23 protein-coding genes, 1 pseudogene and 1 riboswitch are annotated in these 22,866 nt (G+C 38.8%); of the genes and pseudogenes, 6 read left to right on the top strand and 18 right to left on the bottom strand.

Annotated elements, in window-relative coordinates:
* Positions 1 to 126: 126 nt before the first annotated feature.
* The 4 genes from DW005_RS04350 to DW005_RS04335 form a co-directional block, all read right to left on the bottom strand.
* Positions 127 to 915 (bottom strand): class I SAM-dependent methyltransferase, encoded by a 789-nt coding sequence (locus DW005_RS04350; RefSeq protein WP_117478306.1) that lies wholly within the window; start codon positions 913 to 915, stop codon positions 127 to 129.
* Positions 916 to 1,012: 97 nt separating this feature from the next.
* Entirely contained in the window at positions 1,013 to 1,207 is a 195-nt protein-coding gene (locus DW005_RS04345) for a hypothetical protein (protein ID WP_117478305.1), read from the bottom strand.
* A 12-nt stretch (positions 1,208 to 1,219) separates the two neighbouring features.
* Positions 1,220 to 2,095, bottom strand: a complete 876-nt coding sequence (locus DW005_RS04340) for an aldo/keto reductase (RefSeq protein WP_117478304.1) — start codon at positions 2,093 to 2,095, stop codon at positions 1,220 to 1,222.
* 2 nt (positions 2,096 to 2,097) lie between these two features.
* The gene (locus tag DW005_RS04335; protein WP_242989359.1) at positions 2,098 to 3,198 is read right to left on the bottom strand and encodes an MATE family efflux transporter; all 1,101 of its coding nucleotides are present in this window, start codon (positions 3,196 to 3,198) and stop codon (positions 2,098 to 2,100) included.
* A gap of 204 nt (positions 3,199 to 3,402) precedes the next feature.
* On the opposite strand from DW005_RS04335, the gene DW005_RS04330 reads away from it, so the two are divergent.
* Positions 3,403 to 4,281: a LysR family transcriptional regulator gene (locus DW005_RS04330; protein ID WP_117478303.1), complete on the top strand. Its 879-nt coding sequence runs from the start codon at positions 3,403 to 3,405 to the stop codon at positions 4,279 to 4,281.
* Between the two features lie 110 nt (positions 4,282 to 4,391).
* Here DW005_RS04330 and DW005_RS04325 read toward each other — a convergent pair whose 3' ends face one another.
* From DW005_RS04325 to DW005_RS04310, 4 genes are all read right to left on the bottom strand, one after another.
* Positions 4,392 to 4,841 (bottom strand): NUDIX domain-containing protein, encoded by a 450-nt coding sequence (locus tag DW005_RS04325; RefSeq protein WP_117478302.1) that lies wholly within the window; start codon positions 4,839 to 4,841, stop codon positions 4,392 to 4,394.
* Positions 4,842 to 4,951: 110 nt separating this feature from the next.
* Positions 4,952 to 5,362: an HI0074 family nucleotidyltransferase substrate-binding subunit gene (locus DW005_RS04320; RefSeq protein WP_117478301.1), complete on the bottom strand. Its 411-nt coding sequence runs from the start codon at positions 5,360 to 5,362 to the stop codon at positions 4,952 to 4,954.
* The gene (locus tag DW005_RS04315; protein WP_347461416.1) at positions 5,349 to 5,651 is read right to left on the bottom strand and encodes a nucleotidyltransferase domain-containing protein; all 303 of its coding nucleotides are present in this window, start codon (positions 5,649 to 5,651) and stop codon (positions 5,349 to 5,351) included. Before DW005_RS04315 ends, DW005_RS04320 begins: the two co-directional genes overlap by 14 nt.
* Positions 5,652 to 6,476: 825 nt before the next feature.
* The gene (locus DW005_RS04310; protein ID WP_347461415.1) at positions 6,477 to 7,859 is read right to left on the bottom strand and encodes an NAD(P)/FAD-dependent oxidoreductase; all 1,383 of its coding nucleotides are present in this window, start codon (positions 7,857 to 7,859) and stop codon (positions 6,477 to 6,479) included.
* A gap of 13 nt (positions 7,860 to 7,872) precedes the next feature.
* A riboswitch (purine riboswitch) is annotated at positions 7,873 to 7,968 on the bottom strand.
* 110 nt (positions 7,969 to 8,078) lie between these two features.
* Between DW005_RS04310 and DW005_RS13765 the strand changes: the two genes are divergently transcribed.
* The gene (locus DW005_RS13765; protein ID WP_181974937.1) at positions 8,079 to 8,219 is read left to right on the top strand and encodes a hypothetical protein; all 141 of its coding nucleotides are present in this window, start codon (positions 8,079 to 8,081) and stop codon (positions 8,217 to 8,219) included.
* 6 nt (positions 8,220 to 8,225) lie between these two features.
* Positions 8,226 to 8,366: pseudogene (locus DW005_RS04305) on the top strand (winged helix-turn-helix transcriptional regulator); the annotation flags it as partial.
* Between the two features lie 6 nt (positions 8,367 to 8,372).
* On the opposite strand, the gene DW005_RS04300 reads toward DW005_RS04305, so the two are convergent.
* From DW005_RS04300 to DW005_RS04290, 3 genes are read right to left on the bottom strand one after another with little or no spacing between them, the layout of a single operon-like run.
* The gene (locus DW005_RS04300) at positions 8,373 to 9,095 is read right to left on the bottom strand and encodes an ATP-binding cassette domain-containing protein (RefSeq protein ID WP_117478299.1); all 723 of its coding nucleotides are present in this window, start codon (positions 9,093 to 9,095) and stop codon (positions 8,373 to 8,375) included.
* Positions 9,088 to 11,178: a hypothetical protein gene (locus tag DW005_RS04295; RefSeq protein WP_117478298.1), complete on the bottom strand. Its 2,091-nt coding sequence runs from the start codon at positions 11,176 to 11,178 to the stop codon at positions 9,088 to 9,090. The genes DW005_RS04300 and DW005_RS04295 overlap by 8 nt, the downstream gene beginning before the upstream one ends.
* 12 nt (positions 11,179 to 11,190) lie before the next feature.
* A complete protein-coding gene (locus DW005_RS04290; RefSeq protein ID WP_117478297.1) occupies positions 11,191 to 12,282 on the bottom strand; it encodes a hypothetical protein in 1,092 nt (363 codons plus the stop codon).
* Positions 12,283 to 12,498: 216 nt separating this feature from the next.
* On the opposite strand from DW005_RS04290, the gene DW005_RS04285 reads away from it, so the two are divergent.
* The 3 genes from DW005_RS04285 to DW005_RS04275 are packed head-to-tail and all read left to right on the top strand — an operon-like array spanning position 12,499 to position 13,637.
* Positions 12,499 to 12,870: a PadR family transcriptional regulator gene (locus DW005_RS04285; protein ID WP_022376463.1), complete on the top strand. Its 372-nt coding sequence runs from the start codon at positions 12,499 to 12,501 to the stop codon at positions 12,868 to 12,870.
* 1 nt (position 12,871) lies between these two features.
* Positions 12,872 to 13,309 (top strand): hypothetical protein, encoded by a 438-nt coding sequence (locus DW005_RS04280; RefSeq protein WP_117478296.1) that lies wholly within the window; start codon positions 12,872 to 12,874, stop codon positions 13,307 to 13,309.
* A 13-nt stretch (positions 13,310 to 13,322) separates the two neighbouring features.
* A complete protein-coding gene (locus tag DW005_RS04275) occupies positions 13,323 to 13,637 on the top strand; it encodes a hypothetical protein (protein WP_022376466.1) in 315 nt (104 codons plus the stop codon).
* A 15-nt stretch (positions 13,638 to 13,652) separates the two neighbouring features.
* Here DW005_RS04275 and DW005_RS04270 read toward each other — a convergent pair whose 3' ends face one another.
* The 7 genes from DW005_RS04270 to DW005_RS04235 all read right to left on the bottom strand — a co-directional run bounded on the left by DW005_RS04270 (position 13,653) and on the right by DW005_RS04235 (position 22,864).
* Positions 13,653 to 14,609, bottom strand: coding sequence for a 2-dehydropantoate 2-reductase (locus DW005_RS04270; RefSeq protein ID WP_117478295.1), 957 nt, complete (start codon positions 14,607 to 14,609; stop codon positions 13,653 to 13,655).
* A 162-nt stretch (positions 14,610 to 14,771) separates the two neighbouring features.
* Complete coding sequence (locus DW005_RS04265; protein ID WP_117478294.1) at positions 14,772 to 16,499, bottom strand: ABC transporter ATP-binding protein; 1,728 nt, start codon at positions 16,497 to 16,499, stop codon at positions 14,772 to 14,774.
* Position 16,500: 1 nt separating this feature from the next.
* Complete coding sequence (locus DW005_RS04260) at positions 16,501 to 18,291, bottom strand: ABC transporter ATP-binding protein (protein WP_117478293.1); 1,791 nt, start codon at positions 18,289 to 18,291, stop codon at positions 16,501 to 16,503.
* Positions 18,292 to 18,404: 113 nt separating this feature from the next.
* On the bottom strand, positions 18,405 to 19,025 hold the full coding sequence (locus DW005_RS04255; RefSeq protein WP_117478292.1) for a TetR/AcrR family transcriptional regulator: 621 nt from the start codon (positions 19,023 to 19,025) through the stop codon (positions 18,405 to 18,407).
* A gap of 98 nt (positions 19,026 to 19,123) precedes the next feature.
* Complete coding sequence (locus DW005_RS04250; RefSeq protein ID WP_117478291.1) at positions 19,124 to 20,284, bottom strand: MalY/PatB family protein; 1,161 nt, start codon at positions 20,282 to 20,284, stop codon at positions 19,124 to 19,126.
* 14 nt (positions 20,285 to 20,298) lie between these two features.
* Positions 20,299 to 21,144: a DUF3737 family protein gene (locus DW005_RS04245; RefSeq protein WP_117478290.1), complete on the bottom strand. Its 846-nt coding sequence runs from the start codon at positions 21,142 to 21,144 to the stop codon at positions 20,299 to 20,301.
* Positions 21,145 to 21,517: 373 nt separating this feature from the next.
* Positions 21,518 to 22,864 carry an MATE family efflux transporter gene (locus DW005_RS04235; RefSeq protein ID WP_117478288.1) on the bottom strand — a complete coding sequence of 449 codons (1,347 nt, stop codon included), beginning with the start codon at positions 22,862 to 22,864 and terminating at the stop codon, positions 21,518 to 21,520.
* Positions 22,865 to 22,866 lie beyond the last annotated feature (2 nt).

Here is a 22,866-nt window from a genome sequence, read left to right as displayed (position 1 = left end):
GTTTTATGGTTGAATTGTATACTATCCGGGAAAATTTTGCAATTATTTCCAAAAAAAGAGTGGCTTTTCCATTAAATTTTCACTATTTTTCACTAATATTTCTTGTAATACCGAAACAATAGAAAATTATTTTCTCACCTTTAATTCTACCAGTGCGGCATAATGTTTAATGTCAAATTCCTCTAGTGCAATTTCTGAAAGCAATTTCAAATGTTTGGTTTCCCATGATTGCAGTTCTTCTTCATTAAGAGAAGCACCTACTCCACGGCAGGCTTTCATTCGCCCATGCCACGAATCTCTGGAAAAATGTACATCCAGCTTGTATTCTTCGTGATGAATCAAATCAAAACGTGTTTTATAACAGTCTGGAATCCGGATTGGATGCATCGTTTCTCCCGCCCCACTCCATGCAGGACTATATTTTAGTACAAGTTCTTCGCTTCTGCCGGCAATTTCATCCTCGTAAGGAAGCCACGCCATATACAAAACCAGGAGTTTTCCGCCGGGTTTTAACATCCGGTATAGATTTGGCATAACGCTTTCATGATTGAAATACCAAAAACACTGACAAGCAGTAATGACATCAAAGGATTCTGCAGGAAGATCTATCTTTTCCGCTGCAACTGCTTTGTAATCAATATTCATACCAACAGACAAGTGTTTTGCCTGTTCAATTTGTTCTTCCGATATATCTGTACCGATCCATTTTCCACCGTAGGAATACATATTTCTTGGTAAAACACCCGTCCCAGTTCCTAAATCCAATATCTTCTGACCATCCTTGCATAAACCTAAAGCCAAAATTTTCTGATAAAATATCTTAGGATAAATATCACGATATTTTGCATACTCGGAGGAAACTTTTCCCCAGTCAAAACCTTTACCGCCATCAATTGTTTTATCTTTGATAATCAATGTTATTACCTCCGTAATCTTGTTATTAAATTCTCTGCAAATCCTTGAAAACAGTATAACACAAAACAAAATGGCATGGTGAACTGATTGAAACTATTCACGCTAAAAATTCCTGATTTTTCACGTAAGAATCTTTTTGGAATTGCGGCATAATTAAACGATAGTCTGTATTCTTTTCAAAAACAGATTGGGCATTGTATTTACCAGACAAAAATCCATTTGCCAGTGGTGAAAACGCCACAAATCCTACTGCTGAAACTTCCAAGTCTGTTCCTAAAATCTTTTTTCTCATCTTCAAAACTCCTTATACATGATACTGGTTCGCTTTTTCCAAGAATTCTGTCACTGCTTTTCCGGTATTTCGTGCGGTTGCATAGGTATGTCCGGTATCCAATGATGTGATTTGCTCCATTTCATCTTCTGATAAAGCAAAATCAAAAATATCCAGATTTTCCCTCATCCTTATAGGATTTGCAGACTTTACAACCGGGACAATTCCTCTTTGTACAAGCCATCTTAAAATAATCTGTGCCACTGATTTTTGATGCTTCTGTGCAATTTCACATAATATTTCATTCGTAAAAAGATCTTCTTTTCCGGCAGCAAGAGGTGACCATGCCTGCATCAGAATGTTTTGTTCCTTCAAATAGTTACATTCATCTTCACGCTGGAAATACGCATTGCACTCAATCATATTTACAGCCGGTTTTACCTTGTTAAAGAACAAAAAATCCGCCATTCTGTCCTGCGTAAAATTATCCACTCCAATAGATTTTACCTTTCCCTCTTCATACAATTCTTCTAACGCACGCCATGCCCCGTAATAATCATTGTATGGCTGGTAGATCAGATATAAATCCACATAATCCAGCCCCAGACGATCAAGGGAACGCTGGAATCCTTCTTTTGCTTTTTCGTAATTAGTATCCGTTATCCAAAGCTTTGTTGTCACAAATAAGTCTTCTCTTTTAACAATTCCTTCTGCAATCACACGTTTGATTGCTTTTCCAACAGCAGTTTCATTTTCGTAAGCAGCCGCAGTATCAATCAGGCGGTAACCTGTTTTAACTGCCTGCACAACAGCACTTTCACATTCTTCCAGATTCGTCATACGGAATACTCCGTAACCGATTGGAGGCATCGTTACTCCGTTATTTAATACAATATCTTTTCTTTCCATAATTACATTTCTCCTTTATTTGTATGAAATCTTTTCGATGGATGATAAATTACTAATACTATAAAAATCAGTAATGCCGTCACCGAAAGGCTGACCGGATAAGCAGTTAATATTCCGGCAAACGTTTTGTGTGAAGGGAATACTGCCATTATCCAGAAAATTCTCACTCCGCATATTCCCAGCGTTGTCACGATAGCCGGTATCAGAGAAAAGCCAAAGCCTCTCATATAACCAGACATATTTTCATACAACATACTGATCGTATATGCAGAAAATACCATAATCATCCTTGTATATCCTACAGAGATAACCTGTGGGTCATTATTAAAAATGGATAGTAATTCCCTTCCTGCCAGTAAAATCAAAACAATGGCACACGCAGTTGCAACCGCATCCTCAACAATACATAAAATCAAAACTTTTCTGCACCTTCTGATCTGTCCTGCGCCATAATTTTGTCCCACAAAAGTCGTACACGCCTGACTGAAAGAGTTCAATATATCATACACAAAAATCTCAATATTGTAAGCTGCTGACGATGCTGCCATAACAACCGTTCCAAGGCTGTTGATAGCCGATTGGATCACGATATTGGCTGCTGCAAATACCGCACTCTGGATTCCAGCAGGTAAACCGATTCTCATGATCTGCCCTAATATTTTCCGGTCAATTCTCAGTTCCTTCCATTCTACATGAATCAGTTCTTTTGTTTTTACAAGGCCATAAAACAGTAAAGCAGAACTTACCGCATTGGAAACAACTGTTGCAATGGCAACTCCATTTACTGTCATCTGTAAGACAGCTACAAAGAACAGATTCAGCAATACATTCAGGATTCCTGATATTGTCAATATGACAAGCGGCGTTTTCGTGTCTCCGGTACTTCTAAAAATAGCTGCTTCAAAGTTATAGAGCAATATGACCGGCATTCCAATCAGGTAGATTCTTAGATAAAGCAGAGCTTCCGGAAAGACATCCCCCGGCACCTGAAGGGATGACAGTAAGGGATTCGCAACCAATTCCCCGGCAATGGCGACGCCGATTCCTGCCAGTATTGCAATAAGAATCGAAGTATGAACCGACTGCAGCCACTGGAAGTGCAAATAGCGGCAGCTTATTCCAGATGGAGCCGTGTAACATATCCAACGATTTTCGTTTTTGCTTTTCCATCATTTTTCTCAATCCTCTTATCTATGTTCTATCAGTGAAAAGTATAATCTTCTCTGATTAAAATAACAAATACTTATATAGAATGATTTATCATAATTGACAGGAATGATAAGAAAGGCTACACTAAATTTGAGGTGATGATAATGGAATTACGAACATTACAATATTTTCTTGCCGTAACCAAAGAAGAGAATATCACAAGAGCTGCCGAGAGCCTGCACATTTCGCAGCCTTATCTTTCCAAGCAGCTCATGGAACTGGAAAATGAATTCGGAAAACAATTGCTGATTCGTGGCAAGCGCAAAATTACATTGACGGAAGACGGAATTATCCTTAGGAAACGGGCAGAAGAAATCCTATCCTTAGTGGAAAAGACCGAATATGATTTAAGCTCTAACAACTCACAAATTGGCGGAGAAATTATTATTGGTGGCAATCCAACGATAACAGTATTAAATACAGCCGCACGTCTTCGTTCCAAATACCCAGATGTGCATTTTCAATTTTACAGCAGCGATGCGATTGATGTATTAGAACGTCTGGAGCATGGAAGCATCGATTTTGCTGTATTTTTGGAACCGATTGACATTTCAGAATATAATTACATTTCACTACCGGAATCATCCCGTTGGGGAGTTTTAATGCCTTCTGACTGCAAGCTTGCAGAAAATGATTTTATAGAGAAGAAAGATATTTTGAAAATACCTCTGATTTTTCATCGGAGAGCCGGTCTGCAACAGTTGATTTCTCATTGGGCTGATACTGATATAAAAAACTTCAATATCGCTGCCACATATAATGTAGTCAATGGCTCTCCAACAAAATTTATCAAAAGTGGATTAGGGTTTTATCTGACCACTGAGGATTTACTTCCGACGATTTTAGAACAGGATGTTTGTTTCCGTCCTCTAAATCCACCATTAGAAATACATTATGCATTGATCTGGAAAAGAACTGCATTTCAATCAAAGGCTGCTGAAATATTTCTGCAAAAATTAAAGCAATCTACAGCCTAGAGAAATGACAATTGCTGGCATAAAAGATGGCAGGCAGTCTCGTTATAAGACCACCTGCCTATTGATTATTCCTATGTAGTTTTCTGTATCTCGTCAGTCCGACAAACTGCCTAATCAAGCGGATAACTTATTTCGTCTCCCCAACTTAATACAAGTTCAAAATAATCATCTACTTGTAATAATCCATACGACCATAAAAAAGCCCTATCTTTTTCACTAAGTTCATTAAGCTTTTTCCAACATACATTTTTGATAGATTGTTCTTCTCCTACTGGAACTTCTGGGTCTATTCCCACAATCGCCTCTTGTTCTTCCGAAACATCAACTAAAAATACATATTCTATACTTCCATCTTTGCAATGTAATGTGTTTAGAGGTCTATTAATTACTCCTTCTAAACCACATTCTTCTTTCAATTCCCTTATAGCAGCTTCTTCTGCGGTTTCACCTATCTCAATTCCACCACCTGGAAGTTTCCAAATATATCTATTAAATCGAAATGTTTTTATCATCAAAATCTTGTCATTCCTAACAACCAAAGCCATACTTCTATTTCGCACTGATATTCCTCCTAAAATTACGATTTGTACCCACTACATTTCAGGCGGGTTGTTCATTTTCTTCTATCGTAATTCTTCCTGTTGATACCGTACTAAATCCTCCACTCATCTTACACCCAATCACTTTCAACTACATCCAGTTTCTTTACCAGCATATCCCTAAGAACAATAAAAGCCGGAATAAAACTGTCACGTATCAGCATAATCATTTCATCAATTTCATCTTCATTATAAATATGAACAGAAGTATTGCGTTTTTTCAGCATAAGCAGCCATACCTCAGAATCATTGATAAATCCAATTTTATAACCAAGCTGCAAGATTTCACGAAGCGAACCGGTAGCAGTACCTTCCACACTATGCAGTCTCATAATTTCCTGCAATGCTTTCCATGCAAGTTCAAAAGTTAGATTAAATTGTCCAATAATCCCTGTTCGATATATATCATTTTCTTCTGCAAGTTTAAAATCCGCCTCTGCCAATATAGACAGACTATTTGTAAAGTTTTCAAGTTTTTTCATAAATTATAACACCATCCCTTTCTATTTCTTGTTTCAATTCATCTGAAATTTTTACATCTGCTCGTACGACATCAAACATAAGAAGAGAATGCATATTTTCCTTGACATCCCAATAAAAATGTTCAAAATCTCCACCATATACTGCGATATCTATATCACTTCTTTCTGTATTTGTGCCTCGTGCACGGGAACCAAACAGTATAATTTTTGTGACAGAATACTTCTTCGCAAAAAAAGAAAGTTCCCTCAATATTCGATCTGGAAGATTATATTTCATATTTATCATCATATAAAAATCTCCTTGCAAATAAAATCAACACTCTATATAATGTATCGTCATAATTTCAGAAAACTAAACAGAGCATTTCGTCATTTCTCCTACTATCTTACACATTTTTCCTATTTCTTGCAATCGCAATCGAATTAAAAATAATACTTGACTTCATTTAATTGCGTGCTCGGCGTATATCATGGATATGGTTTTACAGAAAATTTCATACCGGATTATCTCATGACATACTGCAAAAATTTTGTTATGGCATTTCCGTTGCAGCTTATTCTTGTTGGTCCACTTGCAAGATTGATATTTCGAACACTATTTATTAAAAACAAACGGGCAGGAAGCACAAATGAAATTCAAAAAGAATACGAGCAAATTGTGAAAAGTACGATGTAAATTCATATTGGGGTTCTTCTGCTGCCTTTTGCGGAAAGCCCGCTTTCAATGTCCACTTTTACTTCATTCAAACATCCAGCCGATACACATCACTTTTCCCGTTTCTTCCAGCTAATAAAGCCATACAAATCAAAGCTTCCCGATGAAACATTGGATATCACAATGATTAGCAGGGAACCAATCCATACTCCCCCATTCTTTTTTTGTTAAACTTTTAATTGGATTACTCATAATAGTGCCTAAGCTCCTTCCTATTTTCAAAAAAATAAAGCGCCAGCATTTCCTATCTTCTAAGACCTAACGATAGAAAATCTGACGCTTAACTTTCCTACCCGGTGGCAGGAAAGTGTCGTGTTTTATTTCATTGTTATTCTAGTTATAGCATAAAAGAAAAAGCTTGTCTAGAATTTTTTAGGACAATTACTCCCACTTTCCTTATCAATTATTCACAATATGGTCTGCCACATACACGCCGCTTGCCGAAGCATGCGAAAGCGAATGTGTTACACCACTGCCATCACCAATCACATAAAGACCTTTATGTTTCGTTTCCAAATTTTCATCAATATCCACTTCCATATTATAAAATTTAACTTCCACTCCGTATAAAAGAGTGTCATCATTTGCTGTACCGGGTGCCACAGCATCAAGTGCATAAATCATTTCAATAATACCATCCATAATACGTTTTGGAAGCACCAGACTTAAATCACCGGGCGTTGCCGCAAGAGTCGGACGCACTGTACTTTCCTCAATACGATTTACCGTACTTCTCCTTCCCCTCACAAGGTCTCCAAATCTCTGAACAATCACACCACCGCCCAGCATATTGGATAGTTTTGCAATACTTTCACCATAACCATTGCTGTCTTTAAATGGCTCAGAAAAGTGCTTCGCCACAAGCAGCGCAAAATTAGTGTTTTCTGTTCTCTTTTCCGGGTCTTCAAAACTGTGTCCATTTACCGTAATAATTCCGTTTGTGTTCTCGTTCACAACCTGCCCATAAGGATTCATACAAAATGTGCGGACACGGTCCTCAAATTTCTTTGTGCGGTAAACAATTTTACTCTCATATAATTCATCGGTAAGATGCGAAAAAATAACTGCAGGAAGTTCCACGCGAACTCCGATATCTACTCGATTTGATTTTGTGGAAATATCAAGATCTTCACAAATTGACTGCATCCATTTACTTCCGCTTCGCCCAACAGAAATAATACACTCTGTACATTCTGCCTCCCCATCTTTATATAAAACCTTATAACCCTCTTGTTTTTTTTCGATTTTATCTACCGGCGTCTGGAAATAAAAATCTACTTTATCCTTTAGTTTTGCAAATAAATTTTCAAGAACTACATAGTTAATATCGGTTCCTAAATGTCTTACGGATGCATCCAAAAGTGTAAGTTTATTCTGCATACAAATCTTCTTAAACTTCGTGTTTGCCGTTGAATACATATGCGTTTTTGCACCACCATAAGCACAATTAATCTCGTCGACATATTTCATTAGCGAAATTGCCTTTTCCCTTCCAATATACTCATAAAGTGTCCCACCAAAATCATTCGTAATATTATATTTTCCATCCGAAAAAGCGCCTGCGCCGCCAAAGCCACTCATAATTGCACAGGATTTACAATTAATACAAGACTTTACTTTATCTCCATCAATCGGACATTTGCGTTTCTCTAAAGAATATCCCTTTTCAAATACGGCAACTTTCAGAGACGGATTCTTCTTCGTCAACTCGTACGCTGAAAAAATACCTCCCGGTCCGGCACCTACAATAATTACATCATATTTCATATTCGTGTCCTCCATTTCATAACAAATAAAAAACTACCATAATTGTTATAGTAAACTATTACGGTAGTTCGTAGAAACGTTTGACCAATTACAAACCTATATAACACTGAAATCATATCATAGATTGCGGGCAGCTGCAAGTGTTTCGCACTTTTTTGTGGAATCGGCAATACAAATTTTCAATAAATTTCGATATTCCTGCTCTTCAAAAGTACCCCTAAAGGAGGATTTTTTATGAGTGATTTTGATAAAATACAATCTCTTTTACAAGAAAGAGCAGACTGTAATGCTAGAATAAATTTAATTCCATACGAAGGAGAAGATATAAATGTAATTAGCAATTTTCTAAAGGAAAAGTGCTGGAAAACCTTTTAATCTCTAGACGGTCTCATCACCCGAACCGTTTACCCAGAAGTTCCTCCTCATGTAGAATATGCTCTGAGCGAAACGGGCGAATCCATGAGACCGATTCTTATGGCAATGCAAAGCTGGGGCACAAATTACAAGAAAACTTTAAAATAATTTTACCTATTTTTCTCCCTTATCACCAAAATAATTCATATACACATCCTCTAAATTATTTCCATCAACGGCATGAACCAAATGTTCCGGCGTATCATCTGCCACCAGTTCTCCCGCCTTCATGATGAGAATCCGGTCTGCAATACTTTCGACATCACTTACCACATGAGTTGCTAATAAAATTATTTTATTCTGAGACAACTGATGAATATAGTTTCTCAAATTGACACGTTCTTTCGGATCAAGTCCTGCTGTCGGTTCATCCAAAATTAGAAGTTTGGGATTGCCTAATAATGCCTGAGCCAGCAAAACACGCTGTTTCATTCCCCCGGAAAACCCGCCAATTTTTTTATCCGCCACATGTGACAAGTGAACAATTTCTAAAAGATTTTCAATCTGCTTTTTTGCTTCTTTTTTTCGGAGTCCTTTCAATTCCGCCATATAAACCAAAAACATGCGGGCAGAAAAACTTTCATAAAATCCCTGCTGCTGTGGCATATATCCTACTTTTTCCAGATAACTTCCCCCCATCTTTAATATCTCTTTTCCATCATACAAAATTTCACCGGAATCCCTTTTTACATTATCCGTAAGCAAATTCATTAGTGTACTCTTCCCAGCTCCATTCGCTCCGAGCATACCATAAATACCATCTTCAAATGTATAAGAAAAACTTTTCAATGCCACCTTTTTCCCATATGTCTTTCGCAAATTTTTTATTTCAATCATTTACATTCCTCCATCTTCGATATGTAACAAAAATGCTTATACAGAGACACAACAATACAAAGATACCAACAAAAATGGTTTTCCTGCCCCTCTGCGTTCCAAGTACCATATATTCTGAAACACCGGAAATCACTGTAAAAATTAACAATGACAGCGAAATCATCTGTGCTTTTTCTACCCGTTCTGTCGTAGATGATATCATCAGGCACAGATTGGCAACCATCATATAAATTAAAAAGCGCATAAAAATCCAGATACACAAAAACTGTCCGATGCTAATGGAAAAAGGCACATTTTGTAAAAATGATATATTTTGAACCGGTGCACTCAAACCATCTAAATTATATAAACGCCCTGCTTCATAAATCTCCGCTCCAACAGTCAGACCACAGGTAAATACCGCCGTAATTACCGCACAGACTTCCTTTCGTAAGAAAAAGCTCTTCCTGCCTTTTTTTGTACACCGCAGAATAAAGCGGACACCGGACTGCCTCTCCATAGCATAACATCCGGACAACATAAATATCATGGCAAGTATTGCCAGTGCACCGTGAACCATTCGGTCAGATACATTTCCTTTACCAAACAGCCAACGATACCCGGTTTCATTCAGCCACCAGCCATCAATTCCCTGTTTTTCCAGTTTTTCTGCATAATTTAACCGCTCTTCAAGTTTCAAAGCCATTGCCCTTGTTGCCTCGTAGGACTCATAAATATCATCTGCTTCTTTTAATGATTCCCCCGATGCTTTGGCACGGTTCTCCTCAACCTTTTTCAATTCTTTTGTTATTTTTTCATATGGCTGCATCGTCTCTTTTGTAATATGTCCGGTATTTTGTTCATAAAAATGATTTAATTGTTCCCGTGCCGGACTAACCATTAAATCCTCCATGGAAATGCCGCTTACAATCAAATACACAAAAATAATAGCAGCAAAGATTCCCTTTCCATAGAATAATGTTTTATATAATTCAAATCCAATCCCGTGACAATGACACAAAATCTTTTTCCACCATTCATTCACCCGCTCCAGTACACGCTCCACAATTCCTGCCGCATAAAACGGTCTCGTCCTCTTATTAATATAACAGGCAGCAATCCCTGCGGCAGCACAAAATACAATAGCAGTTCCCTGCACAAATTCCCGCAGATTAACCAGTATACCGCCTATCCGGAAATTGACATATTCTAAAAATGTTTCTTTTGGACTTGCCAAAAACCATAAATTGAAATATCGCAAGACACAAAGCGGATGCTGTTGTGGGATAAGATGATACAAAGCAAATGCCGTTCCATAAATTAAAACCACCAAAACCAGTCCCAGATTTCGGTTATGTACCAGTGAGAGGAACGCCCACACAAACAATCCCGTAAACATCATTAAAAGTGTACAAATCACCCAATAATATATCAAAAAACCAGATACAGAAAGGGGAAGGGTAAAATCTTTTAGCGCAATAACCGACTGTGCCGGCGAAGATAGGATTCCACTGCCTCCGTAGTCAAAAAAAGCCATCCACAATGTTTCAGAAAAAATAAAAAAGCTAAATAGCAGCGTTAAAAACAAAAAGATACCTAATCGTTTTACTGCCAATTTCATTCTTCCCGCTTTACAGCTATAAGTAATCTGCCAGAGCCCCGACTTCCTTTCATCAAAAAAATTTAGAACCGTTACAATAATAAACAAAAGGAAAACATAAAAAATTTCATCATATTCCAAAAATTCGGACATCGCCTTTTCAGAATGTGAAACATCTATATTGACTCCTTTTATCCTTGCAAAATCTTTTTTTGTCCGCTGGATATTTTGATTAACAAATGAGTTTTCATCCGAAAAAATACTAATCTCGGACAAAGTTTCCGACTGTGCATCCATCTCCTTTATTTTGCTAACAAACTCTTCTTTTGCCGTTTCCTGATCTTCCTGCCACACATCAAGGGTATCCTGTCTCGTTTCTTTGTCTCTTAACGCCTGCAAATTATCCATTTGATAATATTGAAACAAAAACAAATTTGCAATTAATAATACAAATACGGCAAGCAGATATTTTTTTTGACAAACAATTCTTCTTAATTCTCCCATAATAACTCCCCTCTATTTCAAAGTAGAAATCTCCTTTAAATTCAGTATTTGATAAGTTTCTTTTTCTATATTTTGAAGCAGTACTTGTTTGGAATCAGACCAGATAATTTCCGGACTATTTTCTGTCATGTTTTTTCTCTCACAAATCACATTTCCATCATAATCCACAACCATAATCCTCCGGTCTGATACCGAGTCTGCACATGGTTCATTATCAAAATATATATACTTTTCGTCCCGGCATACACTACAGATTTCATATTGCCACTCAAACAGTTTCTTTTCATTTTTACCATTCTCATCATATGAACGAAGTCCTTTTCCATCTTGGTAGCAAAAATAGCGTTCTCCCCTGACAGCCAGTAGAGCCTCGCCCTTAGGAATATTTAATTTTTTACTAGAACCCTCTAAAATGTTCCATTCGTAATTCAATAATTCTTCCTCTGTCCCATCCTTATCCAAATAACAGCTTGTCGTAAAATAAATATGATTTCCCCTTGTTTCATTAACATGAATAAGCGGCACATATCCTGTCACCTGAGCAACTTCCTTTTTTTCATCCGAGGAATCCAAAAGAATCTGATACAATGTCTGTGTCTTCTTTTCTCTGTCTTTCTGCATCCAGTTCACTGCCATATAGCCATAGCCTCTATGTATCGTAAAATCTAGCGAGCAGCCGGAATCACCACTATCATAGCGAAACAGTACTTTCAATTCTTCTCTCTGGCTTCCATCCAGGCTGATTCGATACAAAGAACAGGTTAATTCTTCCGAACCTCCGGCTACTACATAAAGATTTCCGGCATATGCCTGAATATTCTCCGGATGAGTAAAATGGGCATTACATGAATTATCTTTGTGTTTGCAATTTGGTTTTCCACATAACGGAACTGCTTTTTTCGATTTTTTATCAATGAAATAAACATATTGATCCTGTAACACATAAAATCCATTTTCTGTTGCTGCTGCATTTCTTATCATGGAAAAATTCTGTGCATCCTGTTCTTGATTATAGTTCTCACCATAATCCTTCTGATTGGTTCCACCGCAGCCGGTAAGACAAATACATAAAAGAATATACGCTGCAATAATAATTTTTTTCATTTGAAACTACTCCCTTCTCTTATTATTTAAATCTAGTTTTTCTTTCAACTTTAGATTTGTTATTTCTTTTTTAGAATAACATCGTATGTAGCAAATGTCAAATACTATTTATTAAAAAGTATTGATGTTATATAATAAAGTTGACAACATGATTTATATAAGATAAAATAAAACTCAGAAAATTTTATGGTGATACATATATAAAGGTGTGAAAAAATGGCAAAACAAACTAGAAAAGTAAACACAATAAAAAATGGCACCATTGAATTGGTTTTGTTACTATTATTGCAAACGAACAAAAAATATGGATATCAACTGGCACAGGAAATGTCCGAATTAAGCAATGGTAAATATGAATTAAAAGAAGCGACTATGTATCCAACTCTTTATCGTTTAAATCAAAATGGCTATTTGGATTTTGAACAGGTTAAAGTTGGCGTTCGTCGGACACGTGTTTACTATTCTATCACGGAAAGTGGCAGATTAAGATTAAAAAATCTTTTACAAGAATATGATACCATTACTTCAGCAATTGATACCATCATTTCTTGTGTCTCGCAAGTGGATAATAAAAACGGGGAGGATTAACATGCAACGAAATATCACAAAAAAATACCTAAGACAAATTCGAAGACTCTATAAGGGAAAACATAAAATAAAAAAAAATTTTCTAGATGAGTTAGAACAAGACTTATTACATTATCAAAAAACTCATCCAAATGCAGATTACAATGATTTGCTGACGCAATTTGGAGAACCATCAGAAATTCAAAACATGGTCTCCTATCACTCACTCACAAAACTCCATCCAAGAAATATGATTTTATATTGGTGCAGTTTTTCTGTCTTTTTTATAATACTCATTATTCTTATATGGCTTACAATTCAGCATGTATGTGCTATGCGTGAATACGCTGATGGATATTATGTGGAATACTTTGAAGAAGACAATAAAAATATACAAAACATAAATCCTATAAATGGAAACCCAGACCCAACACCAGTGCAAGAAATCACTTTTGATTAGGAGGTTACAATCCATGCTCAAAAAACATCAAATCAAAAAAATCATAAAGCAAATGGTTCCTTCCTCTGTTTATTCAAATCCTCAACGGAAAATGCTGAGAGAAACTGCAAAAACAGAGTTGTATGATTATATAACTAAATATCCAGATGCAACCTATGCAAATTTACAACAACAATTTTGTGACAACGAGATAATTAATTCCAAGCAAATGCAAACAAGCAAAAAAATCATGAAATTAATGATAGGTATCGGCGGACTATTATTTATTGCCTGCCTTATTGCTTATTTTATTGCAGACAATTTGGAGCCGCCGACCTATGTTTTTTAATTTCTTTATAATCCCCTACTTAAACATCACCGGCTCCTCATTTCCTCCGCGATAATCAAAGACACCTTCATTCTTTTCTTCTAACGCCTTAATCATATGATAGGTATACTCATTATATGGCGTCGGGATACCAAGTTCCTTTCCCATGCGTATAAGCGCACCGGAAAACATCTCAATTTCCGTCTGTCTCCCTGCATCCAAATCCTGCAAAGTAGAATATCTCGCACTTGGCGGCACGGCGCTTCTTTGTGTCGAAGTATTTTCCACCTTTGACATATCGATTCCCTTTGCCAGCGCAATTGCCTCAAGTTCTTCCTTAAGTTTATCACTGATTTTTTTCATGTGAACACTATCCCGGTAGCAGCCGACCCCGGCACCCAAAATTGCCTGTGGCAGGTTGTTGCACACATTTAACCGGTATTTGCTCCACACCTCTTCACGAATATATTTTGTCGCACGAAAATGGATTTCTGTTCTTCCAAACAATTCTTTTACCGCCTGCACCCGCTCACTGTCATAGGGTGTCTTCAATTCTCCAAAAATAATTCCTATCGTTGTTTCCGGATTGAAATAAAAGCCCGTTTTCTCTTTATGAGAAGCAATCTTAATGACAGAATATAATACGTGTGGCTCTCCCACTTCCTTTGCAATAATTTCCTCACTATCAACGCCATTCATCAGACTCATAACAATTGTATTTTCTCCCACAGCCTCTTTGATACTTGGCAGAGCCTTTAAAAGTGCATTGTATTTGAGAGCAACCACTAATAAATCTGCTTTCTTTGCTTCCTTTGGCGCCCACACCTGCGGGCGATAAACCTTATCATTGATAAGACATCCCTCCCTCCGAATGCGCTCCGCTCTTTCTCCCTCTGCGATGACACCAAGTTCTACATCATCCAAAGCAGAAATCCCCCAGATAACATAGGAACCAACTGCCCCTGCTCCTAAAACGGCTACGGAATGTATCATTTTATTTTCCTCTTTTCTTCATATTTTCTTTTTTATCCAGCAATGCGGACAGCCTTCGTCCTCATCTTCAACTCCATATCCACAAAAGTTTTTCCGATACGATAGGAAATGCTGTGCCAGTTCATACATTTCTATTCTATGCAGTTTTTTCGTATTCTGCCTCTACAGTGCCCAGTCCGCAGCAAGGTTCTGCGTCTTCACCATATTGGCATAAATACCGTCTTTCGCATCCAGCTCAGATGGCGTTCCACTCTCTGCTACCACACCGTCTTTTAATACTACTATTTTATCCGCATTTGCAACCGTTCTCATACGGTGAGCAATAATCATGACCGTCTTGTCTTTAATTAAACGAGACAAAGATTCCTGAATCATCGTCTCATTGTCTACATCCAACGAAGCCGTCGCCTCATCTAAAAGAATAATCGGTGCATCCTTTAAAAAGGCTCTGGCAATCGAAATTCTCTGTCTTTCTCCACCGGAAAGTTCCGATCCGTTTTCTCCGATTACCGTATTCCAGCCGTCGGAAAGCTTTTCTGCAAACTCATCGCAGTGAGCAAGTTTTGCCGCCGCAATCACTTCTTCATCCGTTGCATCCATTTTACCGATTCGTATATTTTCAAGAATTGTATTATTAAACAACGTAACATCCTGAAATACAATTGAATACAGTGACATCAAAGTCTCCGGGTCTACTTTGGAAATATCCATGCCGCCGACTGTTATGCTGCCGCGGTTTGCATCCCAGAAACGGGAGGCAAGACGGGAAACTGTCGTTTTACCGCCACCGGATGGTCCAATCAATGCTGTAACCTCTCCCTGCTTTGCCACAAAAGAAACATCTTTCAACACCACATCACCGGTCTCGTAAGAAAATCCCACATTGGAAAATTCAATGTCATAACCGTCATGCTTCATTGTGTTTGTACCGTCCTGTACTTCATGTGACAAGATTTCATCTAACCGGTCACTCTGAACACCGGAAGCAATAACTGCTGCCAGATTTTGCAGAGAAACCTGCATTGGGTCATAAATTCTTGATACTACCATCAAGAACATGAAAAAGGTAAGAATATCTAATTCCCCTTTTGCTAACAATACACCACCAACAAGTGCAACGGTAGCAATTCCAAGTTTCAAAATCATCTGTGAACTTCCGACAAATACAGCTGTTCCAAGCTCTGTTACAATCGCATGCTTTTCAACCGCCTTAATTTTTGCAGTCAGTCCTTTCATGTAATCTTCCTGCGTATTATAAGCCTGCAAATCTCTTACATTTTCCAGGCACTCCTGAATACCGTCTGCACATGCCATTTTCAATACCATCTGTTTTTTATTCAAACTCTTCTGTACTTTTCCCGAACATCCGACAATGAGAAATGAAACCGGAAGTACCCAGAGTGCTGCAATCGCCATACGCCAGTCAAAGAAAAATAAACCAACCGCAATCAAAGCTGTCGAAATGCACGCACCAAAAAGTTCCGGAATGAAATGAGAAGATGCTGTCTCCATCTGTGCGCAGTCATTCATAATTGTGCTTGTTAAGTCTGACAAGTCTTTTTTCCCGAAGAAAGAAAGCGGAATTTTTCTTAATTTCTCAGCTAATGTTACTCTTCGGACACCACTTTCAACGTAGGTCGATAAAAACGTGGCATTGTACTGAATGTATGTTGAAATACCAATCAATACAAATGTAATCAAACACCCTGCCACATAAAAGAGAACTTTATCCCCTAAATTTCCTGCCATATAGTCTCTTACTAAATAATACAAAAGGGCAACCGGCACCATAAGTATAATATTCGAAATGGTAGCGGAAATAATTGCTTTTATCATATCCGATGCTCCCTGTTTGGAAAGAGCATATTTATGCATCAATTTTTCTATCATATTACACACCTACCTTCCAGCTTACAGATTGATTGTATGCTTTCCACATGTGTGCATACAGCCCTTCTGCATCTTTTAATTCTTCATGTTTTCCTGCCTGTCTGATTTCGCCATCCTGCAAAACAAAGATACGGTCAACACCGGTAACAGAAGAAAGTCTGTGTGCAATCATAATCACGGTTTTTCCTTTTGAGAGTTTTGCAAATGCTGCCTGAACTTTCACCTCATTATCCGGGTCAGCAAACGCTGTCGCCTCATCCAAAATCAGAATCGGTGCATTTTTCAACATTGCTCTTGCGATGGAAACACGCTGTGCCTCTCCACCGGATAAATAAGTTCCTTTGGAACCGATTACGGTATCAATACCATTTGGCAGTTTTTCGATAATATCTTCACACTGTGCATTTTTTAATGCCTCCATGACTTCCTCACGGGTCGCATCTTTTTTACCCATGCGCACGTTGTCATAGATGGACATTTTCAAAAGTTTGCTGTCCTGGAACACAAACGATACGGTATCCATCAGCTTTTTCTGCTCAATATCCTTTACATCCACGCCGCCGATTTTTATGCTGCCCTTTGTCACATCAGAAAACCGCGCAATCAGACGCGCAATCGTTGTCTTTCCACCACCGGATGGTCCGACAAACGCAACCTGCTCACCGGCATGAATTTCAAGATTGATATTTTTCAGTGCATCCTTTGAAGCACCTTCATATCGGAACGAAACGCCATCAAAGCAAATGGAAGTGTCGTTTGACGTCTTTTTAGCCGTGCTCTGTGTAAGTGGTTTTTTATTGAGAATTCCATCAATTCTCGTAAGTGCATCTTCAACAATCATCGTATTTTCACCGGCGTACATCATCTTTGTTAAGGTAACCGTGATAATTGGTGTGATAATTATATAAAACAGTAAATTTAAAAGAAATGTGTTGTCCACTGCTCCACTATTTACCCCGCCAAAGAAAAATGCTGCTGCAATCAAAATAGCAAATACTGCATTAATTGATACCGTGTATACCGTCATCGGAATGCGCATATCTTTTGTGTAAGAAATCGTCCATTTTTCGTAATTTTTAATTGCCTCACGAAATCTCTTGAATGAAAAGACAGACTGACCAAATGTCTTTACGACGGGGATACCACGAACGTATTCTACAGCTTCACTTGACATTTCTTCGAGTGCATTCTGGTATTCTGCCATTTTCTTTTTCATATTTTCGCCCATCATGCTTCCCATCACAAGAAAAGCTAAACCAACCGGAATCAGGCACAAGAGTCCAAGCCGCCAGTCAAATACGAAAAGAAGAATCGCAAGACCAATCGGCGTAGTAGCTGCCACGCATTTATCCGGCAGCTGGTGAGCTAAATAGGTCTCGGTTGCTGCACTGGATTCATTCACAACTTTTCTTACTTTTCCACTTCCCTCTTCATCCATAAAACCAAGTGGCAGCGTTAAAATATGTTTCATCAGCCCAACTCTTATATTTGCCTGTACGCGAAATGCGGACAAATGCGAACAAATCAAAGCTCCGATATAGATAAGCATGGACAATATCGCAAATCCAACCGCACTCCATCCATAAGCCGACAGATTTTCTGCATCTGCATAATTTGGTGCCACGTAGAGCACCCCTTTGATTATGCGCCAGATAAAATAGAATGGAACAAGTGCAACAAACGCACTTATCGCAGCAAGAATCCAGGATGCAATGGTAAGATATTTATACTTTCCGGCATAAACAAATAACCGCTGCATCGGACTTTGCTTTGTTTCTTTCTTCTTTGCCATCTAAGAAAGCCTCCTTCAAATACTATTCGTGTCACATAACTAGTGTAAGTTATAACTAACCAAAGATTTAAAAGAGGGGCTGCTTTCACTCCATGCAGCCTTCCTTTTTATATTCAATCTTTTTCATAAATAACACGCCATCCGGCACAGTGATATTTTGCAAGCATATCAATATATCGGAGTGCCTCATCCTTTGGCATGTTGTGCCTAACCACTTCAAAAAAACTTTCAAAAAGGGCCTTATTCATAATATGTGAAAATTCACCGGTAATAGGACTTTCCTTTTGGGGGTCAATCCCCGCTGTCTCCATGTATTTGACCGTATACTCTGTCTCAATCTCCACTAAATGTTCCACAAAATTTTGAAATTTTGTTCCATAAGAACCATCCACCAAAAGTTGAAACTCCTGTAAATGCTCATACATGAATAAAACCATCTGGCGCATACCATCTCTCGTTAAATCATCCATAATTTCCGGCTGCTTCTCCGGGTCCGTCTGATGAAACTTTTCCTGTATGCCACGGAACATCCGGACAAATTCTTCTGCTGCCGTCTCAACAATTGCACTAAAAAGTCCTTCTTTTCCACCATACCGGGAATAAATTGAACCCGTCGTAGTTCCGGCTTTTGCAGCAATATTCCGAAGGGATGCATCCACATACCCTTTTTCAAGAAATTCCTTCTTTGCACATGTTTCTATTTTCTCAGAAACACCTTCCAATGGTTTTGACACCTGTACCTCCAATCCATAACACCGTTATATAACACTGTTATGAGTATAATCTTGCGTCTTTCTTTTGTCAATGCCTTACCGCTTATTGCGACATTTTATCATTTTATCTGTGTGATTGCCTGAGACAGCCGTTTTAATCCATCCATCATCCGCTCTCTTGGGCACGCTAAGTTCATTCGGAAAAAGTGTTTTCCATCCCCGCCAAAGACATTGCCATCGGATAAATATAATCCGGTTTTCTCGCGAATCTTTTGTACCAGCTCTTTCGCATTCTGTGAAACCTCCTCACAATTAACCCATAAAAGATAGGTTGCATCGGACAAAATCACCGTCAATTCCGGAATTTTCTCCTGAATATATGACGTAGCGACACGTTTGTTTTCCGAAATATAGGCACGCAATTCGTCAAGCCACACTTCTCCTTTTGTAAATGCTGCTACTGCCGCATCAATGGCAAATGCATTTGGCTCCGCCACCTCATCGGTATTCAGTCCCCGCCATACTTTGTGACGAATCACCGGATTTGGAACCGAAACTGCCGCCGTCTGCAAACCGGCAATATTAAACGCTTTCGTCGGCGCAATGCACGTAACGCTGTTGTCACGGCACGCCTCGGAAACAGAAGCAAAGGGAACATATTCACACTCGGGCTCCGTTAAATCACAATGAATTTCATCGGACACAACAATCACATGATATTTTTGACACAGCTCGCCGATTCTTGAGAGCGTCGCACGGTCCCATATCTTGCCCCCCGGATTATGAGGGTTACAGAGAATCATAAGGGTTGTCTGAGGATCCGCCAGTTTTTGCTCCAAATCTTCAAAATCCACCCGGTAATTTCCATCTTCCAGCACAAGCGGACTTTCCAACACCTGACGTCCGTTGTTGAGAATTGAATTGAAAAAGATGTTGTACACCGGTGTGTGAATCAGCACTTTTTCTGCCGGCGTTGTCAGTTTTCTGACAATGGAAGAAATGGCAGGCACCACACCTGTACAGAAAACAAGCCAATCCTTTTCCATTTCAAAATGATGTCTTTTTTTCCACCAGCCAACATATGCCTCATACCATTGTTCCGGAATCACGGTATAACCAAAAATCCCATGATTCAAGCGTTTTTTCATTGCTTCCAGAACACACGGTGCGGTCGCAAAATCCATGTCCGCCACCCACATCGGCAATTCATTTTCCTCCACATCCCACTTCAGCGATGCGGTGTTTCTGCGGTCAATCATCTCATCAAAATTGCTTGCCATGAAAATTTTCCTCCTTATACTGTCTCCTCACAAATAATTTTTGTCTTCGACGGGTCTATTTTATCCTTTTCCAAAATGAGTTTTCCAATGCTTTTTGCGCGGATTTCTCCACTTGTCGGATTCAATACACTATCAATCGTGTTAGTAATCTGTGCATCCACCGTCGAATACTCAAATGCCAGCGTCGTATTAATTAATTTGCAGTCTTTCATCACCAAATGATCAATGTAACACATGCCCTGAAGGCTCTCAATCGTACAGCCAATCAGTGTCAGATTTTTTGCATTCCATCCAAGATATTCACCCGAAATAAAGGAATCGTAAACGGTTACATTTTCACTGTTCCAAAATGCGTCCTTGGACAACAATTTGGAATTTTTGATTTCTACATTTTTTACGCCATCAAACGAATAATTTCCATAAAGTGTCAGACCGTCAATCTTCATATCTTTGCTGTTCATGGCAAAATAATCGCCTTTTGCCATCACATCATTCAAAACAACATCCTGACAGTTCCACAATGTTTCCTCTGCATTTGGAATGGACACGCGGGAAAGTGTTAAATCCACACATCGGCGGAAATTTTTAGGTGCCTCAATTGCACAATCTTCAACAACCATATGGTTCGTATACCACACACCGGCACGCGCCATATCAAACCACGTGCTGTCTTTTACAGAAATGGAGTCCGAATACCACAGCGGATATTTCCACTTAAACATACTGTTTCTTAATTCAATATTATGACTTTCTTTCAATGGAGATTCTCCATCGTCAAATATCGTATCGTATATTTTCAAATCCGCACCTTGAAATAAGGCACGCTCACCAGTCAAAAACTGTTGTCTGATTTCTTTCATCACAAATACCTCCTGTATCTGGGCTAAAAATAATTGGTAGCACCAATAACATACTATTTCCTATTATAGTTTCTTGCTTTAAAATGTCAAATGGTTGTTGGGTGGTTTTTTGTTTTCCGTAATTCTGTAGTAAAGCTTTATAGAAACTCTGAAAAGGAACGAAACACATCCATAAGATGAACTGAGTTTGGCTGGTTTTGTTTATTTCAAGTTTCCGAGATTGGTTTCTTTGGCTGCCCATAATTCCGTAGAAAAATTTTGTAACTCGTGGGTTTTGAGTACGTCGGTATGCGGCACTGGTAGTTTCAGTGCCCATACCGCTACGCACTCAACAAGTGGGAGCGCCCACGAGGTTCAAAACTTTTCTACGAAATTATGGGAACCGAAAAAAGTGCCCTCGAAAACTTGAAACAATCCCCACCATTCCCACCAAATCAGCGAGTCCCCATCCAATTGGGATTGCCATCCAAATTCCTATCACACCGGTGTGGAAAAGTCCGGTGAGTGCATAGGCAAGAAGCACTCTCGTTCCCAGTGAGATTATCGTAAGAACCACCGAGACAACCGGCTTGTCCACCGCGCGGTAATATCCATAGAGCAAAAACAAAATACCGATTCCAACATAGAAAGCGCCTTCTACCCGGAGATATTCGGCGCCGGCAGCAGATATGGCACTGCCCTCGTTTGTAAAAAATCCCATCAGCGTGTCAGCAAATCCAAAGACAGCTGCACTGATTACAAGGCAAAAAATCAATACGCTGACGAGTGCCATCAGAAATCCTTTCCGGATGCGGGCATACTTCTTTGCCCCGTAATTCTGTGCCACAAAAAAGGAAAAGGCATTTCCAAAATCCTGCACAGGCATATACGCAATCGTGTCAATTTTGACCGCCACGGAAAACGCTGCCATAATCGTTGTACCAAAAGAATTGACTAATCCCTGTATCATCAGGATGCCAAAGTTCATAACGGACTGCTGCAAACACGTAAATCCGGACAAAGAAAGAATCTGCCGGAAGTTCTTTTTTTCCCATGTGAAATCTTTTTTCGCAGGGCACAAATCAGAATACCGGAAGAGAAAATAAAGCATAAGACCGATACCTGCTATATATTGGGAAATAACGGTTGCCACGGCAGCACCCGCAATACCAAATGAGAATGTCACAACAAACAAAAGGTCAAGTCCGATATTAAGTGCGACTGAAATCCCAAGAAAAACAAGTGGCAGCACCGAATTTCCAATACTCCTGAGAACACTTGCAAAATAGTTATACAAAAAAATAGCAAAGAATCCGGCAAACACATATATGAGATACGTTACCATATCCTCTACGGTTTCTGCCGGAACCTGCAAAAGATAAGTAAGTGGTCTTACGAATCCATACAACAGTATTGTCAAAACGATCGAAAGACTACCAATTGCCGTAAAGGACATAAAAATCCCATTTCGGAAAGTCTCTTTTTCTCTCCTACCGTATGCCATCGAAAAAAAGGCACCTGCTCCCAGACACAGACCAATAACAACCGAAATCAAAAATGTCATCAACGTATACGATGCGCCAACTGCCGCCAGTGCCCTTTTGCCAAGATAACGCCCGACCACCCATGTATCGACCAGGTTATAAAACTGCTGCAGCACATTGCCAAGCATGAGAGGAAGTGCAAAAAGCCAGAGGCTCTTTACAATTGCTCCCTTCGTTAAATCTCGTTCCTGTCTCATCC

This window comes from Clostridium sp. AF36-4 (assembly GCF_003435975.1).
Taxonomy (GTDB): domain Bacteria; phylum Bacillota; class Clostridia; order Lachnospirales; family Lachnospiraceae; genus Eubacterium_F.
Note: the sequence above shows the minus strand (reverse complement) of the source record. Positions and strands in the feature narration are given on the sequence as shown.